The organism is Geobacillus zalihae, assembly GCF_030414215.1.
GTDB classification, from domain to species: domain Bacteria; phylum Bacillota; class Bacilli; order Bacillales; family Anoxybacillaceae; genus Geobacillus; species Geobacillus zalihae.
This window is the reverse complement of sequence record NZ_CP129217.1, coordinates 237,015-259,246: the sequence shown is the minus strand read 5'-3', so window position 1 is coordinate 259,246 and position 22,232 is coordinate 237,015. Positions and strand designations below refer to the sequence as shown.

18 protein-coding genes, 11 tRNA genes and 3 rRNA genes are annotated in these 22,232 nt (G+C 53.2%); 4 read left to right on the top strand and 28 right to left on the bottom strand.

The genetic code is table 11. The annotated features are described in order from the left end of the window. Window positions 1-99: 99 nt before the first annotated feature. Window positions 100-384: a co-chaperone GroES gene (gene groES, locus QWV57_RS01420; RefSeq protein ID WP_013144057.1), complete on the bottom strand. Its 285-nt coding sequence runs from the start codon at window positions 382-384 to the stop codon at window positions 100-102. Window positions 385-739: 355 nt separating this feature from the next. Here groES and QWV57_RS01415 point away from each other — a divergent pair, with 355 nt between their 5' ends. Both QWV57_RS01415 and QWV57_RS01410 read left to right on the top strand, forming a co-directional pair. Next, a complete protein-coding gene (locus QWV57_RS01415; RefSeq protein ID WP_015373797.1) occupies window positions 740-1,474 on the top strand; it encodes a CPBP family intramembrane glutamic endopeptidase in 735 nt (244 codons plus the stop codon). Continuing rightward, window positions 1,471-1,650, top strand: coding sequence for a YdiK family protein (locus QWV57_RS01410; RefSeq protein ID WP_013144055.1), 180 nt, complete (start codon window positions 1,471-1,473; stop codon window positions 1,648-1,650). Before QWV57_RS01415 ends, QWV57_RS01410 begins: the two co-directional genes overlap by 4 nt. Before the next feature lie 181 nt (window positions 1,651-1,831). Here QWV57_RS01410 and tatC read toward each other — a convergent pair whose 3' ends face one another. Genes tatC through moaC form a run of 4 tightly spaced genes read right to left on the bottom strand, consistent with a single transcriptional unit; the run spans window position 1,832 to window position 3,911 of the window. Beyond that, entirely contained in the window at window positions 1,832-2,575 is a 744-nt protein-coding gene (gene tatC, locus QWV57_RS01405) for a twin-arginine translocase subunit TatC (protein WP_013144053.1), read from the bottom strand. A gap of 20 nt (window positions 2,576-2,595) precedes the next feature. After that, complete coding sequence (tatA, locus tag QWV57_RS01400; RefSeq protein ID WP_013144052.1) at window positions 2,596-2,748, bottom strand: twin-arginine translocase TatA/TatE family subunit; 153 nt, start codon at window positions 2,746-2,748, stop codon at window positions 2,596-2,598. 17 nt (window positions 2,749-2,765) lie between these two features. Then, window positions 2,766-3,407 carry a redox-sensing transcriptional repressor Rex gene (locus QWV57_RS01395; protein WP_013144051.1) on the bottom strand — a complete coding sequence of 214 codons (642 nt, stop codon included), beginning with the start codon at window positions 3,405-3,407 and terminating at the stop codon, window positions 2,766-2,768. Between the two features lie 15 nt (window positions 3,408-3,422). Continuing rightward, window positions 3,423-3,911, bottom strand: a complete 489-nt coding sequence (moaC, locus tag QWV57_RS01390; protein ID WP_011229750.1) for a cyclic pyranopterin monophosphate synthase MoaC — start codon at window positions 3,909-3,911, stop codon at window positions 3,423-3,425. 96 nt (window positions 3,912-4,007) lie between these two features. Here moaC and QWV57_RS01385 point away from each other — a divergent pair, with 96 nt between their 5' ends. Continuing rightward, window positions 4,008-5,933 (top strand): ABC-F family ATP-binding cassette domain-containing protein, encoded by a 1,926-nt coding sequence (locus tag QWV57_RS01385; protein ID WP_015373796.1) that lies wholly within the window; start codon window positions 4,008-4,010, stop codon window positions 5,931-5,933. A 321-nt stretch (window positions 5,934-6,254) separates the two neighbouring features. Here QWV57_RS01385 and tsaD read toward each other — a convergent pair whose 3' ends face one another. The 19 genes from tsaD to QWV57_RS01290 form a co-directional block, all read right to left on the bottom strand. Continuing rightward, the gene (tsaD, locus tag QWV57_RS01380) at window positions 6,255-7,268 is read right to left on the bottom strand and encodes a tRNA (adenosine(37)-N6)-threonylcarbamoyltransferase complex transferase subunit TsaD (RefSeq protein WP_013144049.1); all 1,014 of its coding nucleotides are present in this window, start codon (window positions 7,266-7,268) and stop codon (window positions 6,255-6,257) included. After that, entirely contained in the window at window positions 7,265-7,717 is a 453-nt protein-coding gene (rimI, locus tag QWV57_RS01375; protein WP_011229747.1) for a ribosomal protein S18-alanine N-acetyltransferase, read from the bottom strand. Before rimI ends, tsaD begins: the two co-directional genes overlap by 4 nt. Next, complete coding sequence (tsaB, locus tag QWV57_RS01370) at window positions 7,677-8,417, bottom strand: tRNA (adenosine(37)-N6)-threonylcarbamoyltransferase complex dimerization subunit type 1 TsaB (protein WP_011229746.1); 741 nt, start codon at window positions 8,415-8,417, stop codon at window positions 7,677-7,679. Before tsaB ends, rimI begins: the two co-directional genes overlap by 41 nt. Then, on the bottom strand, window positions 8,414-8,872 hold the full coding sequence (gene tsaE, locus QWV57_RS01365; RefSeq protein ID WP_015373794.1) for a tRNA (adenosine(37)-N6)-threonylcarbamoyltransferase complex ATPase subunit type 1 TsaE: 459 nt from the start codon (window positions 8,870-8,872) through the stop codon (window positions 8,414-8,416). The genes tsaB and tsaE overlap by 4 nt, the downstream gene beginning before the upstream one ends. 232 nt (window positions 8,873-9,104) lie before the next feature. Continuing rightward, window positions 9,105-9,221, bottom strand: a 5S ribosomal RNA gene (gene rrf, locus QWV57_RS01360). A gap of 357 nt (window positions 9,222-9,578) precedes the next feature. Further along, window positions 9,579-12,508 (bottom strand): 23S ribosomal RNA (locus QWV57_RS01355). Window positions 12,509-13,105: 597 nt separating this feature from the next. Further along, window positions 13,106-14,664: ribosomal RNA gene (locus QWV57_RS01350) — 16S ribosomal RNA — on the bottom strand. The 16S, 23S and 5S rRNA genes sit together here with 11 tRNA genes alongside, the layout of an rRNA operon. A 239-nt stretch (window positions 14,665-14,903) precedes the next feature. Next, window positions 14,904-14,977 (bottom strand) — tRNA-Gly (locus QWV57_RS01345). Between the two features lie 169 nt (window positions 14,978-15,146). Further along, window positions 15,147-15,220, bottom strand: a tRNA-Pro gene (locus QWV57_RS01340). A gap of 4 nt (window positions 15,221-15,224) precedes the next feature. Beyond that, window positions 15,225-15,301, bottom strand: a tRNA-Arg gene (locus QWV57_RS01335). 76 nt (window positions 15,302-15,377) lie between these two features. After that, window positions 15,378-15,460 (bottom strand) — tRNA-Leu (locus tag QWV57_RS01330). 15 nt (window positions 15,461-15,475) lie between these two features. Next, window positions 15,476-15,557: transfer RNA gene (locus QWV57_RS01325), tRNA-Leu, on the bottom strand. A 5-nt stretch (window positions 15,558-15,562) separates the two neighbouring features. Continuing rightward, window positions 15,563-15,638 (bottom strand) — tRNA-Lys (locus QWV57_RS01320). A 292-nt stretch (window positions 15,639-15,930) separates the two neighbouring features. Further along, window positions 15,931-16,005 (bottom strand) — tRNA-Gln (locus QWV57_RS01315). Between the two features lie 14 nt (window positions 16,006-16,019). Next, a tRNA-Asp gene (locus QWV57_RS01310) sits at window positions 16,020-16,095 on the bottom strand. Window positions 16,096-16,127: 32 nt separating this feature from the next. Next, window positions 16,128-16,199, bottom strand: a tRNA-Glu gene (locus QWV57_RS01305). A 19-nt stretch (window positions 16,200-16,218) separates the two neighbouring features. Next, window positions 16,219-16,311, bottom strand: a tRNA-Ser gene (locus QWV57_RS01300). A 7-nt stretch (window positions 16,312-16,318) separates the two neighbouring features. Beyond that, window positions 16,319-16,393, bottom strand: a tRNA-Asn gene (locus tag QWV57_RS01295). A 628-nt stretch (window positions 16,394-17,021) separates the two neighbouring features. Next, window positions 17,022-17,471, bottom strand: a complete 450-nt coding sequence (locus QWV57_RS01290; protein WP_013144047.1) for a SprT family protein — start codon at window positions 17,469-17,471, stop codon at window positions 17,022-17,024. Between the two features lie 89 nt (window positions 17,472-17,560). Here QWV57_RS01290 and cmpA point away from each other — a divergent pair, with 89 nt between their 5' ends. Continuing rightward, window positions 17,561-17,674, top strand: coding sequence for a cortex morphogenetic protein CmpA (gene cmpA, locus QWV57_RS01285; protein ID WP_013144046.1), 114 nt, complete (start codon window positions 17,561-17,563; stop codon window positions 17,672-17,674). Window positions 17,675-17,692: 18 nt separating this feature from the next. Here cmpA and QWV57_RS01280 read toward each other — a convergent pair whose 3' ends face one another. The 4 genes from QWV57_RS01280 to alr form a co-directional block, all read right to left on the bottom strand. After that, a complete protein-coding gene (locus QWV57_RS01280) occupies window positions 17,693-19,858 on the bottom strand; it encodes a Tex family protein (RefSeq protein WP_042382235.1) in 2,166 nt (721 codons plus the stop codon). A gap of 331 nt (window positions 19,859-20,189) precedes the next feature. Continuing rightward, on the bottom strand, window positions 20,190-20,540 hold the full coding sequence (gene ndoA / locus QWV57_RS01275; RefSeq protein ID WP_003253417.1) for a type II toxin-antitoxin system endoribonuclease NdoA: 351 nt from the start codon (window positions 20,538-20,540) through the stop codon (window positions 20,190-20,192). Between the two features lie 4 nt (window positions 20,541-20,544). Next, a complete protein-coding gene (locus QWV57_RS01270) occupies window positions 20,545-20,826 on the bottom strand; it encodes a CopG family ribbon-helix-helix protein (protein ID WP_011229742.1) in 282 nt (93 codons plus the stop codon). 126 nt (window positions 20,827-20,952) lie between these two features. Further along, window positions 20,953-22,107 (bottom strand): alanine racemase, encoded by a 1,155-nt coding sequence (gene alr / locus QWV57_RS01265; RefSeq protein ID WP_020278946.1) that lies wholly within the window; start codon window positions 22,105-22,107, stop codon window positions 20,953-20,955. Window positions 22,108-22,232 lie beyond the last annotated feature (125 nt).

The following is a 22,232-nucleotide window of genomic DNA, read 5'->3' as shown; positions in this document are numbered from 1 at the left end:
GTTACCTCCTTATGAAATTGTTGGACTGCGTGCCACAAGTTAAGTATCCGATTAAGTACCCAGTATGTTTTCGGAATGTTTATGTGATGAACGCATATATTAGCGGATGACAGCCAAAATATCGCTTTCGCGCAAAATTAAGTATTCTTTGCCGTCGTATTTCACTTCTGTGCCCGCATATTTCGAGAAGATAATGCGGTCGCCAACTTCGACTTCCGGCGCGATGCGTTGGCCGTTATCGAGCACGCGGCCTGCACCGACAGCGACAACGCGGCCTTCTTGCGGTTTTTCTTTCGCCGTATCCGGCAGCACAATGCCGCTAGCCGTTTTTTCTTCTGTTTCCACGACTTCAATGACAATGCGATCGCCTAATGGCTTCAACACGGGAAACGACCTCCTTAACGATAGTTTTCGCCGTTCTTATTAGCACTCATCACTATCGAGTGCTAACACACTTATAATATTAATGAACTTCTTTCCGTTTTGCAAGTAGGAAATGCAAAAAAATAACTGTTTTTCTCTCCTAAAGAAGAAAGAGCAAAAGGAGCCGGTTGTTTTGCCTCTACTCCCCATCCGCGCGGAGCTCATTTTCATTATTTCACATTCCTCGGACTGATAAACGGCTCCGGTTAATTTTTTTACGGCGGTGAGGTGGGATGCGAGGATGCAGTTTTCTTACTATTTTCGCCATACATGTGCTACAATACGGATATAATTTGAAATAAAAGGGGTAGAGGGTTTGAAACGCAACCACTGGTACGTCATCATCACGTATATCGTCATGCAGCTGTCCGCCTTTGTCGGCGTGCCGCTTCTTCGCGCCCTCGGCGTCGGCCAAGGAACGGAAAGCCGCCTCGAAGCCGCCAAACTGGCTTCCGGGTATTGGGCGATCATTAGTTTCCTGCTCGCTTTTGTCATTATCCTATGGCTGCTCCGCGGTGACCGCAACGAACGAATGATGCGGCGGCTGCCGCTTGGTTCCTCGTGGATGTGGGCGGTCTTGGGCGTCTTTTTGGCGCTCACGGCGCAAAGCATCGCCGCCAACATCGAATGGCGGTTGCTCGGCATCAAACCAGGGTCGGAAAATACAAGGCAAATCATCGATATCATCCGCCTGACGCCGCTGCTTATCGTCGTCACCTCCGTCATCGGCCCGATTTTGGAGGAGATTATCTTCCGCAAAATCATTTTCGGCTCGCTTTATGAAAAATACAACTTTTGGCTTGCTGCGCTTGTCAGTTCGCTCTTGTTTGCCCTTGTCCATATGGAGCCGGAGCATTTGCTTTTGTACACGTCCATGGGGATGGTATTCGCGTTTTTATACGCGAAAACCGGACGCATTTTCGTGCCGATTTTCGCCCATGTCGCCATGAATACGTTCGTCGTCGCCATGCAGACGCTGTTGGCCGACGAGATTGAGAACATGATGCGCCAGTCCGAGCTGCCGCTCGCCGTTTGGAGGGTTTGGCTATGATGCGAAACCCTCAGCTGTTTTCGCTTCCGTATTTCGTCTTAGGCTCAATGTTTACGTATTTGGCCATCGAAAGTGCTCATGAAACGGTTTGGAACGTCTCCACCATCGCTTTAGCGGCGCTCGCTGCCTTTGATTTCGGCACCGCCCTTCGCCTTCTTTTCGCCTCAAAACGCTGACCCCTTCCCGTGATTCGGACGGGAAGGGACCAGAACATCAGTCTCATGACGGCGATCATATCGTGAAAATGGAAACAAAAAACAAGAGGCCGGCCTCAAAGTCCTGTGTTGCGGCTTTTGAGACGGCCCCTTCGTTTGGCCCGGCCTTGCTCGCTTTCCTCTCAATGTTTTTCGTCCCGCCTCACTCATTGCCTTCCTCCTCGGCTGCTCGCTGCGCTTTCCGATAGCCGATGCGCGCCACCCAAATGCTTCCTTCATACAAAATGGTGAGCGGAATCATGACGATCACTTGCGACAGCACATCCGGCGGCGTAATGACCGCCGCTAAAATAAGCAGCGCCAAATACGCATACTTGCGGATGCGAACAAGAAGCTGCGGCGTAATAAGCCCTAAGCGGGTGAAAAACAACACGACGATCGGCAGCTGAAACACGATGCCAAACGGCAGCACGAGCTGAAGCAAAAACTGAAAATATTCATTAATGCCGATCATTTGTTGAACCCCTAGTTGGTCAGCCAGCTGGCTCATAAATCGAACGACAAACGGAAACAAGACGAAATAAGCGAAGCTGACGCCTGCTAAAAAAAGAACGATCGACGCCGGGATATAGCTTAACGTCACTTTCCGCTCTTTTTCATACAGACCGGGGCTGACAAACGCCCAAATTTGATACAACAGCACCGGAGCCGACAGTACAGCCGCGATGACAAAGGCAAACTGAAAATACACTTTAATCGGATCGGTGAGGCGGAAGGCGTTCATGGTCAAATGCTTCGCCTCGGCCGTTCGCTGCAAATACAAAATGACATCATCGACAAAAAAGAAACTAACGACAAGCGCCGCAGCAAAAAAGATGAGCACGATGATGAGCCGTTTTCGCAGTTCACCCAGATGCTCATACACCGACATTTCTTTGTCATTCATTGTTTCCCCATCCTGCCTTGTCATCGGTCGGTTTTCGTTTCTTCGTCATCAGCGAGCCCTTTTGTGGCGTCTTTAAACTCGCGAAGCGACTGGCCGAACGACCGCCCCAACTCCGGCAGCTTTTTCGTGCCAAACAGCAACAAAATCACAGCAACGAGCAACAAATATTTCATGTGTTGTTCTCTCCTTTTTACGATGGCGATGGATAGTTTTTCAAAAAATAGACGAGCGACTGCAGCTCAATGGCTAAATCGATATGATGGACGCGAATATGGTTCGGCACGTTCAACCGCGCCGGAGTAAAGTTTAAAATGCCTTTAATTCCTTGCGCGACAAGGCGGTCGGTCAGCGCTTGAGCCGCGGCGGCCGGCACGGTTAAAATGGCGACCGGGATGTTTTCGTGAAGCCGCTCCTCCAACTCATCGAGATGATAGACCGGCACCCCGCCGACTGTCGTCCCTACTTTCCGCTCATCGACATCAAACGCCATCACGATTTTCGTATTGTTGTTTTTCGAAAAATTATAGTTTAAAAAGGCGGTGCCTAAATTGCCGACGCCAAACAAGGCGACTTCGGTCACCTCATCCTCTTCAAGCGTCCGGCGGAAAAACGACAACAAATAATTGACATTATACCCGTATCCCTTTTTGCCAAGCGCGCCAAAATAGGAGAAATCACGGCGGATCGTCGCCGGATCGACTTTCACCGCCTCGCTCAACTCGGCAGAGGAGACGCGTTGCTTGCCGGAAGCGTGCAAGTTTTTCAAAAACCGATAGTAAAGCGGCAGCCGTTTGGCGGTTGCCTGCGGAATTTTCGGTTGTTCGTTGCTCATGATCTCATCCCCTAGCTAATCGGTTTTCCGTCGGTAATGGCCAGACTTCCCGCCCGTTTTTTCGACCAAATACGTCGGACCGATGACCATTCCTTTATCAAGCGCCTTGCACATATCGTACACTGTCAACGCACAGACCGAAGCGGCCGTCAGCGCTTCCATTTCCACTCCTGTGCTCCCTTTCGTTTTCACCGTTGCCGTGATGACGAGCTTATGCGCTTCTCCATCGTTTTCCCAAGCAAAAGCAATGTCCACACCCTTTAACATAAGCGGGTGACACATTGGAATAAGGTCAGCTGTCTTCTTCGCCGCCATCACCCCCGCCACTTGAGCGACGGCGAGCACATCCCCTTTCTCGATCGCATTGCTCGTCATTTTTTCGTAAATTTCCCGGCTGACAGTCACGCTCGTTTGCGCCACAGCCACTCGCACAGTATCTTCTTTGTGCGTAATATCAACCATTTTCGCGCGCCCTTGTTCATTGAAATGAGTGAACGATGACAATACAATCTCCTCCATTTATACACTATACACGATTTTTCATCATTCGTCTTTGACCGTTTTCGCGACTTGCGTTAAACTATTCGCGAGGTGACGGACATGATCATTTTGCAAGTGCACGGGCTCACGAAATATTTCGGCGCTGACCTTATTTTATCGAATATAAAACTAGAAATACAGTCCCGCGACCGAATCGCCCTTGTCGGCCGCAACGGAGCGGGAAAATCGACATTGTTGAAAATCATCGCCGGTGAACTCTCTTTCGACAGCGGCAAAATCATCAAACCAAACCATATCAAAATCGGCTATTTGGCGCAAAACAGCGGGCTCGACTCGCCGCGTTCCATTTGGGACGAAATGCTTGAGGTATTCACCCCGCTTCTAGGACTCGAAAAACAGCTCGCCGAACTCAGCATGCAACTCGGCGACCCGGACGTACTCGCCGATCCCGCTCGCTATGAAAAAACGCTGAAAATGTATGACGAGCTGCAAGAACAATACAAAGAACAAGGCGGCTACCAATACGAAGCCGACATCCGCTCCGTTTTGCACGGGCTGCAGTTTTCCTCATATGATTATAAAACTACGCCGGTCTCGTCGTTAAGCGGCGGACAGCGGACGCGGCTTGCCCTTGGGAAATTGCTGTTGTCCAAGCCGGATTTATTGATTTTGGACGAGCCGACGAACCATTTGGATCTTGAGACGCTTGCCTGGCTGGAGCAGTACTTGCAAGCCTATCCCGGTGCCGTCCTGGTTGTTTCCCACGACCGCTACTTTTTAGACAAAATCGTCACCGACGTATACGAACTGTCGAATGCCACGCTCAAACACTATGCCGGCAACTACAGCCGCTATTTGGAGTTGCGGGCCGAGCAATACGAACAAGAGTTAAGACGGTACGAGAAACAGCAAGAAGAAATCGCCCGACTCCAAGACTTCATCCAGCGCAACATCGCACGTGCCTCGACGGCCAAACGGGCGCAAAGCCGGCGAAAGCAACTGGAAAAAATAGAACGGCTCGAACGGCCTGTCGGCGATGAAAAATCAGCCTCCTTTTCGTTCTCGATCGATCGACCGAGCGGCTATGAAGTGCTCACCGCTGAAGACATAGCCGTTGGCTATGACGACGGTGCACCCATCATCCGCCAAATCAGCTTCCGCATCACGCGCGGCGAAAGCGTCGCCCTAGTCGGGCCGAACGGCATCGGCAAGTCGACATTGCTGAAGGCGATCGCCCGAAAACTCCCTATCCAAACAGGAGAGCTCCGCTACGGCGCAAACGTCCAAATCGGCTATTACGATCAAGACCAAGCTGATTTGTCATCGAACAAACGGGTGCTTGACGAGCTGTGGGACGCCTACCCCGAAAAGACGGAAAAAGAAATTCGCACCGTGCTCGGCAACTTCCTGTTTTCCGGCGATGACGTTTTAAAACCGGTCTCCGCTTTAAGCGGCGGGGAGAAAGCACGCCTTTCGCTCGCCAAGCTGATGCTGCAAAAAGCAAATGTCCTTCTTTTGGACGAACCGACAAACCATCTCGACCTTGACAGCAAAGAAGTGCTCGAGCAAGCGCTCATCGACTACCCGGGAACGATTTTGTTCGTTTCCCACGACCGCTATTTCATCAACCGAATCGCAACAAAGGTGTTTGAACTTTCCAGCGGAGGCCTAACGGAATACTTAGGCGACTATGATTACTACATCGCCAAAAAAGAAGAAATGCGCGAATTGGCGCTCCTGAACGTCCGCCCGACAGAAACGGCAAGTGATTCTGCCAAAACGACATACGAGCAAGAAAAAGAGGAAAAAAAACGACGGCGCCAGCGCCAACGCCGCTTGGATGAAATCGAAGCCGAGATTGCAGCGCTTGAAGCACAAATCGCTGAGATCGAGCAAAAACTTTGTGATCCATCCGTTTACGGCGACTATGAGACGATGCAACGATTGACGCAAGAAAACGACGAGCGGAAGCAGCGAGTCGAAACGTTATTGGCCGAATGGGAACAGCTTTATACTTCACTATAACCGACAACCCGCCTCTAGTTTCGGCGGGTTGTTCTTTAGTTAGTCACATTATCCACAAAAGAATCCACAATTTCCACCATGGAATATAAGTTATTCACCAACTTTTCCACATTATCCACAAAAAACATCTTCCTTTTGCACAAAAATCGCTGTGTATTGTTTTTCTTATGTTGATCATGTTTTACCGCTTTTTCCACATTGTCCACAGATTTGTGGATAAAAATATACACAAACTTTTTTCACATGAAAACAAAAAGGACGATCCGTTTGCCTGCCGCAAACGGATCGCCCTTCGGTGTCTTTCGCGTTTCAGCCAACTGCCTAGACAAGCGGCAAGCTTGGATTGGCGTTGAGCGCCAAATCAGCCCGCTTTCCTTGTTGATATAACACTGTTCCCGCAACGGCAATCATCGCAGCATTATCGGTGCATAGCGATAACGGCGGGATGACAAGCTCCACATCGGGGAGCTCTTTCATTTTATCCTGCAGTGCAGCCCGCAGCCCGCGGTTGGCCGCCACCCCCCCGGCGAGCAGCACTTGCCGTACGCGGTATTCTTTGGCGGCCTGCACCGTTTTCGTCACCAGCACATCGACGACGCTGGCCTGAAAGCTCGCGGCCATCTGTCTCGGATCGATCTCCTCGCCGCGCTGCTTCGCGTTGTGGAGCGCATTGAGAACCGCCGATTTTAAGCCGCTGAAGCTGAAATCATACGAACCTTCCTCAAGCCACGCTCGCGGCAAATCAATCACTGGCTCTCCCTCATGAGCCAGCCGGTCGATGTGCGGTCCTCCTGGGTACGGAAGGCCTAAAGCCCGCGCCACCTTGTCATACGCCTCACCGGCAGCGTCATCGCGCGTTTCACCGATCACCGCAAAATTCCCATGCTCCTTCATGAACACGAGTTCCGTATGACCACCGGAAACGACGAGCGCCAACAGCGGAAACTTCATTTCAGCCACTAATTGATTGGCGTAAATATGACCGGCGATATGATGCACCCCAATAAGCGGCAATCCATGGGCAAACGCTAACGCTTTCGCCGCGTTGACCCCGACAAGAAGCGCTCCGACAAGCCCCGGTCCGGCCGTCACCGCCACCGCATCAAGGCCCGCAAACGATACGCCGGCCTGCTGCATCGCTTCTTCAATAACGAGCGTAATTTGCTCCACATGATGGCGGGAAGCAATTTCCGGCACGACGCCGCCAAACCGCCGATGGCTTTCCATTTGCGACGCCACTACATTCGATAAAACCTCTCTTCCGTTTTTCACGACTGCTGCCGCCGTTTCATCGCAGCTCGTTTCAATGCCTAATACATATACGTCCTCATTCATCTCAGCTTCACCCACATGACTAACGCGTCTTCAAAGTTATCCGGATAATACCGTTTGCGAATGCCTCCGTTGCGAAACCCTAGCTTTCGGTACAGCGACTGGGCAACATGATTGGACACGCGCACCTCAAGCGTCATCGTCGCCGCCCCGTGCTGCCTGGCCATGTCCATCAAGCGCCGCATGAGCGCTTCACCAAGCTTTTGCCCACGAAACTGCGGCAACACGGCTACATTCGTCACATGCGCCTCATCGATGACAAGCCACATCCCACCATACCCGATGATCCGCCCGTTGTACACCATGACGATATATTTGGCGTAGCGGTTGTACATGAGCTCGTTGTAAAACGATTCACGGCTCCAAGGCGAAGTAAACGATGCCCGCTCGACTTGCACGACTTCATCAATGTCATGAATGGTCATTGGCCGAAATTGAACATTGATCCCCATCGTTCTGTTCCCCTTTTTGTTTCGCGAGCCATTTCGCCTCCGCCTCGGCAAGGCGGAGGTAGTTCGGCACAAACACATGGGCGTTCTCGCGCTCTTTTTGTTTGCCTAGCATCACCAACTCGCTCGGACGCGGCAACGCCAAAGACGGCGGGGCCACGTGAACCCGTTCGCCTAAATGACTTCGAAACAAATCACGATATAGCGGTGCATCCGCACCAATGAACAATACATCCTCTTCCCGCTCGCTCAACCGACGCGCCCACTCATCCGCCGCCACAATCCGGTCCTCCTCAAGACAGCGGAGCGCACCGCCTTCGTAGCGATAAAGCCCGGTGTAAATTTGTCCGCGCCGTGCGTCAAACAGCGGAACGATCACCCCAGGAAAATAACGGCCATTGGCGGCGAGCACCTCAAGGCTCGACACTCCGGCGATCGGAATACCGAGCGACCAGGCAAGCGTTTTCGCAATCGTCACGCCGATCCGCACCCCGGTATACGACCCCGGCCCTTTCGCTACAACGATTAAATCGAGATCTTTTGGAGCAACGTCACATCGTCGAAGCAACAACTCAATGGCTGGCATCGCCCGGGATGAATGGTCTTTTTTCACATTGGTGATGAATTCCCCTTTCACGACATCACCATCTACCAACGCAATGCCAAGCGGCATATTCGATGTATCAATTCCCAATACTTTCATGACGGAAAAATCTCCTTGCACAACTGTTCATAACGCTCCCCCGACGGCTCAAAGTGAAGCAACCGCTCATCGCCGCCACGATGAAACAAGAAAACGGTCAGCCGTTCCTCAGGCAACTGGCCGGCGATCAAATGCGCCCATTCAACAACCGTGACGCCATCGCCAGCAAAATATTCGTCAAATCCAAGATCTTCCCATTCATCTTCAAGTCGGTATACATCCATATGATAAAGCGGAAGCCGACCATCATATTGCTTAATAATGGTAAACGTCGGGCTATTGACCGTTTGCGTAATGCCCAGCCCTTCAGCAAGACCTTTCGTAAACGTCGTCTTTCCCGCCCCGAGATCACCTTCTAATGCGATGACCATTCCCGGCTCAAGATGTTCCGCCAGCCGGCGGGCCACCGACTTCGTTTCTTCCGGAGAATGCACCAAAATTTCAATTTTTTTCATTTTGTTCTACCTTATCCCCTTTTATCATCTTCACTCTTGCTTTTGAAATTGTATCATATCCGAACATCTTGCCGCCACTTCCAAAACGAAAAATAGGCATAGGAGAAAAGGAAAAACAAAAAGGACGATCCCGCGCAGCCTTTTGGCTCGCTGACAGATCGCCCTGTTGCGCAATCGCCCCTAAAAAGAAAAAGGGAATGAGGCGTGTCGAAACTCCCTGGTGAATGAAGCTGCCTAGCAGCGACCTACTCTTGCAGGGGCGCTGGCCCCAACTACCATCGGCGCTGGAGGGCTTAACTTCCGTGTTCGGGATGGGAACGGGTGTTTCCCCTCCGCCATAGCCACTAGGCAAGCGGTTGGATTTTGACATCATTTATTATACTTGAAAAACAAACAATGTCAAGAAGGAAATTCATTCCTTCAAAACTAGATAACCGTCGGAAGAAGCCGCTCGCCTGCGCTTTTCGCTGTCTAGTTCCGGCCGCCATCGGCTCGCGACGCTTCGGTCCTGCTGCGGCGGCGACAGCCTCCTCGCAGGCCCTCCAGCGCACCTCGCCGATAAGCGGGCGGCCTCCACTTTTCTTGCTGTCCAGTTCCAGCGCCTAGCTCTCTTCTGCCAAATAACCTTCCCCCCCTCGGGGTGCAAGCACCCCTGCGGGTGAAGAACATTTGGCTTCGAGAGCTAATCGCGGCGCTTCCACTTTTCTAGGTTAAGCCCTCGATCGATTAGTATCCGTCAGCTCCACGTGTCGCCACGCTTCCACCTCGGACCTATCGACCTCGTCATCTTCGAGGGATCTTACCCGCCTGACGCGGTGGGAAATCTCATCTTGAGGGGGGCTTCACGCTTAGATGCTTTCAGCGCTTATCCCGTCCGCACATAGCTACCCAGCGGTGCCCCTGGCGGGACAACTGGTACACCAGCGGTGCGTCCATCCCGGTCCTCTCGTACTAAGGACAGCTCCTCTCAAATTTCCTCCGCCCGCGACGGATAGGGACCGAACTGTCTCACGACGTTCTGAACCCAGCTCGCGTACCGCTTTAATGGGCGAACAGCCCAACCCTTGGGACCGACTACAGCCCCAGGATGCGATGAGCCGACATCGAGGTGCCAAACCTCCCCGTCGATGTGGACTCTTGGGGGAGATCAGCCTGTTATCCCCGGGGTAGCTTTTATCCGTTGAGCGATGGCCCTTCCATGCGGAACCACCGGATCACTAAGCCCGACTTTCGTCCCTGCTCGACCTGTCCGTCTCGCAGTCAAGCTCCCTTGTGCCTTTGCACTCTCCGAATGATTTCCAACCATTCTGAGGGAACCTTTGGGCGCCTCCGTTACCTTTTGGGAGGCGACCGCCCCAGTCAAACTGCCCACCTGACACTGTCTCCCACCCCGTTAAGGGGTGCGGGTTAGAATTTCAATACCGCCAGGGTGGTATCCCACCGCCGCCTCCACCGAAGCTGGCGCTCCGGCTTCCCAGGCTCCCACCTATCCTGTACAAGCGATACCAAAATTCCATATCAGGCTGCAGTAAAGCTCCACGGGGTCTTTCCGTCCTGTCGCGGGTAACCTGCATCTTCACAGGTAGTATAATTTCACCGGGTCTCTCGTTGAGACAGCGCCCAAGTCGTTACACCTTTCGTGCGGGTCGGAACTTACCCGACAAGGAATTTCGCTACCTTAGGACCGTTATAGTTACGGCCGCCGTTTACTGGGGCTTCGGTTCGCACCTTCGCTTCCGCTAAGCGCTCCCCTTAACCTTCCAGCACCGGGCAGGTGTCAGCCCCTATACGTCGCCTTTCGGCTTCGCAGAGACCTGTGTTTTTGATAAACAGTCGCTTGGGCCTTTTCACTGCGGCTCTTCAGGGCTCTTCACCCCAAAGAGCACCCCTTCTCCCGAAGTTACGGGGTCATTTTGCCGAGTTCCTTAACGAGAGTTCTCCCGCGCGCCTTAGGATTCTCTCCTCGCCTACCTGTGTCGGTTTGCGGTACGGGCACCTCTTCCCTCGCTAGAGGCTTTTCTTGGCAGTGTGAAATCGGGGACTTCCGGATCACTCCGTCGCCGTCACCGCTTGGCCTTATGATCCGCGGATTTGCCTGCGGATCAGCCTTGCGGCTTGGACAGGCTCTTCCAGCCGCCTGCTCGCCCTATCCTCCTGCGTCCCCCCATCGCTCAAACGGGAAGAAGGTGGTACAGGAATCTCAACCTGTTGTCCATCACCTACGCCTTTCGGCCTCGGCTTAGGTCCCGACTAACCCTGAGCGGACGAACCTTCCTCAGGAACCCTTAGGCTTTCGGCGCAGAGGATTCTCACCTCTGTTTTCGCTACTCATACCGGCATTCTCACTTCTAAGCGCTCCACCAGTCCTTCCGGTCTGGCTTCTCTGCCCTTAGAACGCTCCCCTACCGATGACCAACGGTCATCCCGCAGCTTCGGCGGCACGTTTAGCCCCGGTACATTTTCGGCGCAGAGTCACTCGACCAGTGAGCTATTACGCACTCTTTAAATGGTGGCTGCTTCTAAGCCAACATCCTGGTTGTCTTTGCAACTCCACATCCTTTTCCACTGAACGTGCACTTCGGGGCCTTAGCTGGCGGTCTGGGCTGTTCCCCTCTCGACCACGGATCTTATCACTCGCAGTCTGACTCCCGGGCATAAGTCATTGGCATTCGGAGTTTGACTGGGTTCGGTAACCCGGTTTGGGCCCCTAGCCCAATCAGTGCTCTACCTCCAAGACTCCTAAACCCGAGGCTAGCCCTAAAGCTATTTCGGGGAGAACCAGCTATCTCCAAGTTCGATTGGCATTTCACCCCTACCCACACCTCATCCCCGCACTTTTCAACGTGCGTGGGTTCGGGCCTCCAGCCGGTGTTACCCGGCCTTCACCCTGGACATGGGTAGATCACCTGGTTTCGGGTCGACGACGACGTACTCACACGCCCTGTTCAGACTCGCTTTCGCTGCGGCTCCGCCTCTTCGGCTTAACCTCGCACGCCATCGTCACTCGCCGGTTCATTCTACAAAAGGCACGCCATCACCCATCAACGGGCTCTGACTACTTGTAGGCACACGGTTTCAGGTTCTCTTTCACTCCCCTCCCGGGGTGCTTTTCACCTTTCCCTCACGGTACTGGTGCACTATCGGTCACTAGGGAGTATTTAGCCTTGGGAGATGGTCCTCCCTGCTTCCGACGGGATTCCTCGTGTCCCGCCGTACTCAGGATCCGCTCGGGAGGGAACGAAGTTTCGACTACAGGGCTCTCACCTTCTCTGGCCGGCCGTTCCAGACCGGTTCGTCTACCCCGTTCCTTTCTCACTCCCATCGTGAGCGGTCCTACAACCCCAAGAGGACATGCCTCTTGGTTTGGGCTGTTCCCGTTTCGCTCGCCGCTACTTAGGGAATCGCGGTTGCTTTCTTCTCCTCCGGGTACTAAGATGTTTCAGTTCCCCGGGTGTGCCCTCCATGCCCTATGGATTCAGGCATGGATACTGCCCCATTACGGACAGTGGGTTCCCCCATTCGGACATCTCCGGATCAACGCTTGCTTACAGCTCCCCGAAGCGTTTCGGCGTTTGCCCCGTCCTTCATCGGCTCCTAGTGCCAAGGCATCCACCGTGCGCCCTTTCTAGCTTAACCTACAGCGCTCTCGGCTTCTTCCTTATGTTAATCGGTTATCTAGTTTTCAAGGAACGAGACTGCTTCTTGAATTTGCTTCTCTGCAGTCTTGCATCGAGGAATCCCACTTCCTCGAATCTGCTAGAAGACGCAGATGCAAAGTAGCTCCTTTGAATTCGCTTCTTTGCAGCTTTGCGCCGAGGAATCCATCTTCCTTGAACCTGCTGGAAGACGAAGGCGCAAAGTAGCTCCTTTGAATTCGCTTCTTCGCTGGTTTGCGTCGAGGAATTCGGCTTCTCCGAATCCGCTTGTAGACGCAAAGCGACTTCTTTGAACAAACTTCCTTGCGGCTTTGTGCCGAGGAATCTTGCTTCCCTGAACCTGCTAGCAGACGCAGGCACAGGCGCTTTTGAAGGAATTTCTCATTCCCTCAAAACCGAACGAAACGAAAGCGCTGTGTATCGACAGTTGGCCATTGCGGCCTCCGCTTTTCGGATTGTCTAGCTCCGGCCGCCATCGGCTCGCGACGCTTCGGTCCTGCTGCGGCGGGCTAAGCCCGCTCGCAGGCCCTCCAGCGCACCTCGCCGATAGGCGGGCGACCTCCGCTTTTCTCCTTAGAAAGGAGGTGATCCAGCCGCACCTTCCGGTACGGCTACCTTGTTACGACTTCACCCCAATCACTTGCCCCACCTTCGGCGGCTGGCTCCCTTGCGGGTTGCCTCACCGACTTCGGGTGTTGCAAGCTCTCGTGGTGTGACGGGCGGTGTGTACAAGGCCCGGGAACGTATTCACCGCGGCATGCTGATCCGCGATTACTAGCGATTCCGGCTTCATGCAGGCGAGTTGCAGCCTGCAATCCGAACTGAGAGCGGCTTTTTGGGATTCGCTCCCCCTCGCGGGTTCGCAGCCCTTTGTACCGCCCATTGTAGCACGTGTGTAGCCCAGGTCATAAGGGGCATGATGATTTGACGTCATCCCCACCTTCCTCCGACTTGTCGCCGGCAGTCCCTCTAGAGTGCCCAACTGAATGCTGGCAACTAGAGGCGAGGGTTGCGCTCGTTGCGGGACTTAACCCAACATCTCACGACACGAGCTGACGACAACCATGCACCACCTGTCACCCTGTCCCCCCGAAGGGGGAACGCCCAATCTCTTGGGTTGTCAGGGGATGTCAAGACCTGGTAAGGTTCTTCGCGTTGCTTCGAATTAAACCACATGCTCCACCGCTTGTGCGGGCCCCCGTCAATTCCTTTGAGTTTCAGCCTTGCGGCCGTACTCCCCAGGCGGAGTGCTTATCGCGTTAGCTGCAGCACTAAAGGGTGTGACCCCTCTAACACTTAGCACTCATCGTTTACGGCGTGGACTACCAGGGTATCTAATCCTGTTTGCTCCCCACGCTTTCGCGCCTCAGCGTCAGTTGCAGGCCAGAGAGCCGCCTTCGCCACTGGTGTTCCTCCACATCTCTACGCATTTCACCGCTACACGTGGAATTCCGCTCTCCTCTCCTGCCCTCAAGTCCCCCAGTTTCCAATGACCCTCCACGGTTGAGCCGTGGGCTTTCACATCAGACTTAAGGGACCGCCTGCGCGCGCTTTACGCCCAATAATTCCGGACAACGCTCGCCCCCTACGTATTACCGCGGCTGCTGGCACGTAGTTAGCCGGGGCTTTCTCGTGAGGTACCGTCACCGCGCCGCCCTCTTCGAACGGCGCCCCTTCGTCCCTCACAACAGAGCTTTACGACCCGAAGGCCTTCTTCGCTCACGCGGCGTCGCTCCGTCAGGCTTTCGCCCATTGCGGAAGATTCCCTACTGCTGCCTCCCGTAGGAGTCTGGGCCGTGTCTCAGTCCCAGTGTGGCCGGTCACCCTCTCAGGCCGGCTACGCATCGTCGCCTTGGTGAGCCGTTACCTCACCAACTAGCTAATGCGCCGCGGGCCCATCCGCAAGTGACAGCCAAAAGGCCGCCTTTCAACCAAAGACCATGCGGTCTTCGGTGTTATCCGGTATTAGCTCCGGTTTCCCGGAGTTATCCCGGTCTTGCGGGCAGGTTGCCCACGTGTTACTCACCCGTCCGCCGCTGACCAAACCAGAGCAAGCTCCGATTTGGTCCGCTCGACTTGCATGTATTAGGCACGCCGCCAGCGTTCGTCCTGAGCCAGGATCAAACTCTCCAAAAGAAAGTTGATTGGCTTTTTGCTTCAGCCGCAGCACCAAAGGCGCTAAGCGGCCTCCGCTTTTCGAATTGTCTAGCTTCGGTCCGCCGCCGCTCGGGGTCAAATAACCTTCCCCCTAGGGGTGCAAGCACCCCTACGGGTGAAGAACATTTGCCCGTCGCGGCGACCCGCGGACCTCCGCTTTTCGTTGCGCTTCGTTTCGTTCAGTTTTCAAGGAACAAAATAATCCTATGGACTCTTCATGGAGCGGGTGATGGGAATCGAACCCACGACATCAGCTTGGAAGGCTGAGGTTTTACCACTAAACTACACCCGCATATTTTTTGATGAAACACCCATCACAATTTTTCATGCCCCTTCCTCTGCCAGCTGATTCAAAGAAGCTGGATGCGTCGGGGCAACTCGAAGCGTATTCGGCGAAGTGAAGGCTCGTGGCTGAGGTTTTACCACTAAACTACACCCGCATAATATTTAGTTTAACAAAATCGGGAAGACAGGATTTGAACCTGCGACCCCATGGTCCCAAACCATGTGCTCTACCAAGCTGAGCTACTTCCCGATGATGGCGCGCTCGAGAGGATTCGAACCCCTAACCTTCTGATCCGTAGTCAGATGCTCTATCCAATTGAGCTACGAGCGCAATAGATTATTGCACCAAAGAGACGGATTACATTTTAGCAACTCACTGTGTTGCTGTCAATAGTTTATCTAAAAAATGCGGTCGAGAGGACTTGAACCTCCACGGGGTCGCCCCCACTAGGCCCTCAACCTAGCGCGTCTGCCATTCCGCCACGACCGCATATTGACTAATCAGTGCGGGTGGAGGGACTTGAACCCCCACGCCGTGAGGCGCCAGATCCTAAGTCTGGTGCGTCTGCCAATTCCGCCACACCCGCTAATATGGTGAGCCATGGAGGACTCGAACCTCCGACCCTCTGATTAAAAGTCAGATGCTCTACCTACTGAGCTAATGGCTCATGGTTAGGTATACACTCACAGTGAACGATGTCCCTTCCTCTACTAGCATATTCAAAGATGCAGGATGCGTCGGGACAACTCGAAGCAAACTCGATGATGCATCGCTCGTTGCTCTACCTACTGAGCTAATGGCTCATGGTTGGGTATACACTCCAGGTACTACCTAGCTTACCTGCCTCTTCCTCTGCCAGCCTATTCAAAGAAGCTAGGCGCGTCGAGGCAACTCGAAGCAAACTCGAAGATGCAGCGCTCGTTACTGAGCGAATGGCTCATGTATTTAACACATAAAAATGGCTGGGCCAGCTGGATTCGAACCAGCGCATCACGGAGTCAAAGTCCGTTGCCTTACCGCTTGGCTATGGCCCAGCGATTTAGTGCAATGGCGGTCCCGACGGGACTCGAACCCGCGATCTCCTGCGTGACAGGCAGGCATGTTAACCACTACACTACGGGACCACAAATCGCGGGGATCACCCCGCGCTATTCAGTGACCCGTACGGGATTCGAACCCGTGTTACCGCCGTGAAAGGGCGGTGTCTTAACCACTTGACCAACGGGCCACGCATATACGTATTGGAGTGGCGGAGAAGGCGGGATTTGAACCCGCGCGCCGTAAAGCCACGACCTAACGGTTTAGCAAACCGTCCCCTTCAGCCACTTGGGTACTTCTCCAAAGAAATGGCTCCGCAAGTAGGATTCGAACCTACGACCTACCGGTTAACAGCCGGTTGCTCTACCGCTGAGCTATTGCGGAATGATGAAAAAATTATATGTCATGCATATCTTTACGATGTGCTCGTTGCCTCTTCCTCTGCCAGCTAATTCAAGGAAGCGAGATGCGTCGAGGCAACTCGCAGCCAATTCGAAGATGTGAGGCTCGTCGCTGAGCTATTGCGGAATGATGTTTGACAATCGACATTGTTTATTATATTGAGCAACTTGTCGTTTGTCAATACGTTTTCCCGCAACTTCCTCTGCTGTTTTCCGCCGTTTAGCGACGGCTTTTATAATTTAGCACACGATCATCCTGATTGTCAACCTTTTTTCGCAAAATGTTTTGTTTGATTATGGGCGTTGACTGGACATTATAGTTTAACAATTCTTGACGAAAAGGTAGCTTGTCTATTTTCTCGACTGACGAACACCAAGGCGTGACGGAAGACCGAACAACCACCCGCTTCACAGACCCATGCATGGGTCTGAAAGCGGCGTTGTTCAGTCGCCCGACAGTCGATCGGGCTATGTAAAAGCTACAAATGTTAAAGTTTCAAATTGCATCTACTCTGAAAATACCTGAGCTTCAAAATGTGTAAAACTGTAATATTCGACATAGAGATATTTTCATCCTTCCGATGGCAACCAAATTTTTCTGTCATGGGAGTCTAGGATCGTTTGAGCTTGCTTCGGCAGCGGCCGCAAACATAACGGTCTATGTTGATCCGTCTTTTGCGGCGGTAGGTGAGGCCGCATGACGTGCAAATGTATGTGTAGATCGTTTTCGGCGCTTTTGTATTTCGAGCAAGCGGACGACAATAGCGAGGCGCCCCCACTTTTTGCAGCAGTTCGCGGAAGTCGCGGTCGCGGTGGCGGTAGCCTTTTCCCTCAAGGTGCAAGTGGTAATGGCAAAGCTCGTGTTTGATGATGGCGATCAATTCTTCCTCGCCGAACTGCTCGTAATGTTTTTTATTGAGCTCAATGTTGTGCGTTTGCAACATGTAGCGCCCGCCGGTGGTGCGCAAACGAGGGTTGAAGAAAGCGGTATGGCGGAACGGCTTGCCGAACACGCGAATGGAAATTTGTTCGACAAGGGCTTGCAGCTGCTTTTGGTCCATGGCGGGTCTCTCCTTCATCTTTTGGCACAGGACAATTCACCATTACATACACATATATTACCTTTCCACTGTCAGGGAGGTGACTGATTTTGCCTACATGGCTGAAAAATCAGATGAGACGAGCCTACTATGAGAAAAACCGTGAGCAAATTAAACTGTTGAACCAATGCTGGTTTTTTTATCGGAGAAAACACTGCTCCTAAGGCAGTGCTTTCTCCATTTCACTCTTTCGGCGGCACCATCGACAGCGATATTCTTCCCTTCGCCACATCGACATGCTCGACCCATACTTTGACGACGTCGCCGACCGAAACGACATCGAGCGGATGGCGCACGTATTGTTTGCTTAGTTTGGAAATGTGCACGAGCCCGTCCTGTTTGACCCCAATGTCGACAAAGGCGCCGAAGTCAACGACGTTGCGCACGGTTCCTTCCAGCTCCATGCCTGGCTTCAAATCTTCCATCTTCAACACATCTTTGCGTAATAGCGGCTTGGGCAGCTCGTCGCGCGGGTCGCGCTCTGGGCGGCGCAAGGCATCGATGATGTCGCGGAGCGTCAGTTCCCCGATGCCGAGTTCAGCTGCTGTCGCTTCGATATCAATGGCTTGCAGCGCCTGGCGCAGTTCATCACTGCCAATGGCGGCGGTCGTAAATCCTAACTTACGCAACAGTTGCTTCACTTCCGCGTACCGCTCAGGGTGAATCGGCGTGCGGTCAAGCGGTTCGTCGCCATCAACGATGCGCAAAAAACCGATGCACTGCTCGTACGTTTTCGCTCCGAGCCGAGGAATCGTTTTCAGCTCTTCACGGTTGCGGAATTTCCCTTGCTCTTCGCGACGCTTGACGATGTTTTCTGCAACGGTTTTCGTGAGCCCGGACACGTACTGAAGCAGGGAGACGGAGGCGGTGTTGACGTTGACACCGACTTGATTGACGACCGTCTCGACGACGAAACGAAGCGACTCGGCAAGCTTTTTTTGCGACACATCGTGCTGGTATTGGCCGACGCCGACCGATTTTGGATCGATTTTGACAAGCTCGGCGAGCGGGTCTTGGACGCGGCGGGCGATCGAGACGGCGCTCCGCTCTTCGACTTGCAGGTCGGGAAACTCAGCGCGTGCAAGGTCGGAAGCAGAGTAGACGCTCGCTCCTGCTTCATTGACAATCAAATAAAAAATATCGCGTTGCACATGCTTCAGCGTGTCGGCGACAAACTGTTCGGTTTCCCGAGATGCTGTTCCGTTGCCAATCGCAATCATATCAACGTGATCGTCATCAAGCAGGCGAAGAAGTTTCGCGCGCGCCTCTTCTTTTCGCTCTTGCGGCGGATGCGGATAGATCACATCAATGCGAAGCAGTTTCCCCGTTTCGTCGACAACGGCGAGCTTGCACCCAGTCCGATAGGCTGGGTCGATGCCGAGCACCGTTTTTCCTTTGAGCGGCGGCTGGAGAAGCAGTTTGCGCAAGTTTTCAGCGAAAATATGGATGGCCCGCTCCTCCGCTTTCTCCGTCAACTCGTTGCGGATGTCGCGTTCAATGGCAGGCTCCATCAGCCGCTTGTATCCGTCCTCGATCGCTTCTGCCACGATGGGAGCGGCCGGGGACGATTCATCAGCGACTGTTTTTCGCCGCAAATAGCGAATGATGTCCTCAACAGGCGCCTTGATCGAGACGCGCAGCACCTCTTCCTTTTCACCACGGTTTAACGCCAACACGCGGTGCGGAACGATTTTAGCCAGGGGCTCCTCGTAGTCGTAGTACATTTCGTACACACTCTTTTCGTCCTTTTCCGGCGCTTTGGCAACCGAAGCAATCGTTCCTTTCCGCCGCGTCTCGTCGCGCACCCATTGACGAAGAGCAGCGTCATCTGCCACTTTCTCGGCGATGATGTCTTTCGCACCTTGAAGCGCCTCTTCAACGGTTGCGACTCCTTTATCTTCGTTGACGAACATTTCGGCCTGTTGTTCCGGAGTTGGGGCCGGTGGACACGAAAGGAGCCATTCGGCAAGAGGTTCAAGCCCTCTCTCTTTTGCGATGGTTGCTTTCGTGCGCCGCTTTTGCCGATACGGGCGGTATAAATCTTCGACTTGTTGCAACTTCGTGGCCTCAAGAATGTCGCGCTTTAACTCTTCCGTCAACTTCCCTTGCTCGTCAATGAGGCGGAGCACTTCCTCTTTCCGTTGTTCTAAATGCTGCAAATACTCCCATCTCTCCAGTACTTCACGAATTTGCACTTCATCGAGCGCCCCAGTCATTTCTTTCCGGTAGCGGGCGATAAACGGGATCGTGTTTCCTTCTCGATGGAGCGCAATGACGTTTTCGACTTGCTTCGCTGCCAGCTGCTGCTCGACGGCAATGACTTCAATGAGCCGCTGTTCGTTAGCCAAGCGATTCCCTCCTTAATGATATGGGACTTGAACGCTCTCCCACCTACGCTAACGCTTCGAGGTGGAAGTGGGGGATGAATCGGTTTAGGATAATAAAAAAAGCGCTACCTGTACGCAGCTGCTTTGTGAAACAGTATACATAGATGAAAATGGAAGGACAGACCGTTCCGGGAAGACCGATCTGCCCGTCTCACCAACGTGAACACTCGATAATCAAGACCGATGCCGCACGTCAACGCCGCTTTCCCCATCCGCTCGGCCGCCCGTTGGCAACCGAAAACGCCGTTTCTCCTGTTCGCTGTTATGCCAAAAGCAAAGGTTTTTCGCTCTATCAAAAGTCGATCAGTCCTAAGCTAATTTGCAGCGCCTCATCGACTTTATCCATCATTTCATCGTCCAAATGAGTGATTTTATCGGTCAGCCGTTGCTTGTCGATCGTGCGAATTTGCTCAAGCAAAATGACCGAATCGCGTTCAAACCCGTAGCGTTTCGCGTCAATCTCGACATGCGTCGGCAGCTTCGCTTTTTGGATTTGCGCCGTAATCGCCGCGACAATCACCGTCGGGCTAAAACGATTGCCGATATCGTTTTGGATCACCAACACGGGGCGCACGCCGCCCTGCTCCGAGCCAACAACCGGGGAAAGGTCCGCAAAATACACGTCGCCACGTTTGACAATCAAAGCATTACCCCCCGCTAACTAAGCGTTCAACGGTGTGGTCGGCCTCGTATTCAGCATGAAACGCTTCAGAAGCGATAGATAAATTGATTTTCGCCATTTCCATGTAGCCTCGTCTCATCGCCTCGCGAATTTGCCGTTTCTTCCGCTCGCGAATGTACATTTTCGTCGCTTGATAAATGAGTTCATTGCGGTTGCCGTTTTCCTGCTTTACGAGCACGTCCAGTTCTGTCAGCAGCGACTGCGGCAAACGAACGACGATTTCCGCTGTTGCGCCAGATTCCGACACAAATATACACCTCCACGAACTGCAGCCATTGATTGCTTCCACTTCATGATACCATTAAACAACGGCGCTGCAAAGTCATTTCTCCATTTTCTATCCTTTGTCTTCCGAAGCAGATTATGCATCGCTTCATCCGCGACCAACGGCGTTTCTCACTTCCATTATACGCTTATTTCGGAAAAAAATACGGGGCACCCGGTAGCCGATCGTGCACGGCACTTCATAATTGATTGTGTCCAAATGGCGGGCGACATCATCGATGGAAATGACTTCGTCCCCTTGGCGGCCAATTAATGTCACCTTCGTCCCGACAGGCAGCGGCTCCGGCAGGCGGATCATGCATTGATCCATGCAGATACGGCCGACGATCGGCGCCCGCCGCCCGCCAACAAGCACATGAAAGTGCTGCAACCTTCGCAGCCAGCCGTCCGCATAACCGATTGGAATCGTGCCGATCCACTCTTCCGTCTGCGCGGTGTACGTCGCACCGTAGCTCACCTTTTCGCCTGGTTGCAGTTTTTTGACGTGTACAAGGCGGCTATGGAGCGAAAACGCCTCTTTCAATTCGTATGGGAGGAGCGGCTTGATGTCCGGCGATGGGGCGAGCCCGTACATCGAAATGCCAAAGCGAACCATGTTGAACGCTCGATCGGAAAAACGAAGGGCCGCCGCGCTGTTGGCGCAATGAACGAGCGACGGCCGCGACGGCAGCCAGTCAAGCATATGCAAAAAGCGGGCGTATTGATAAGAAAAGTAATCCGTATTCACTTCATCAGCGGTCGCAAAATGCGTATACACCCCTTCAAGCACAAAGGGCGGATGGCGATCGATCAAGGCCGCTATTCGCTTTGTCTCCTCTTCGTCTTTCACCCCAAGCCGTCCCATTCCCGTGTCCATCTTTAAATGGAAATGAATCGGGGTCGAACCGTTATACAGCGATGACGCCTTCTCGAGCCAATCAGAGCGAAACACGGTTAAGGCGATGCGGTGTTCGGCGGCCAACGCCACATCCTCGGGACGAGACGCCCCAAGCACTAAAATCGGGGCATCGATGCCTTTTTTTCGTAAGGCAAGCGCCTCGTCCAAAAAGGCGACGGCCAAGCGGGAAGCGCCCGCTTCGAGCGCCGTTGCCGCCACTTGGGCATCGCCGTGCCCGTAGGCGTTCGCCTTGACAACGGCCATAATTTGCGTACCCTCCGGCAAAAAGCGGCGCAAATTCGCGACGTTGTCGTAAATGGCGTCCAAATCAATTTCCACCCACGTATCGCGGTGAAACTCGTCCATCCTCTCTCGCTGCCTTTCTAGTCATAGCCAGTTTGAAAGCGCTTGAATCGATTGGATTCCTTTTTTAGTTTACCATGTTCCTAGGGAAGAAGGAATAGGATGAGCGGCGGAAAAATGAGAAAAAC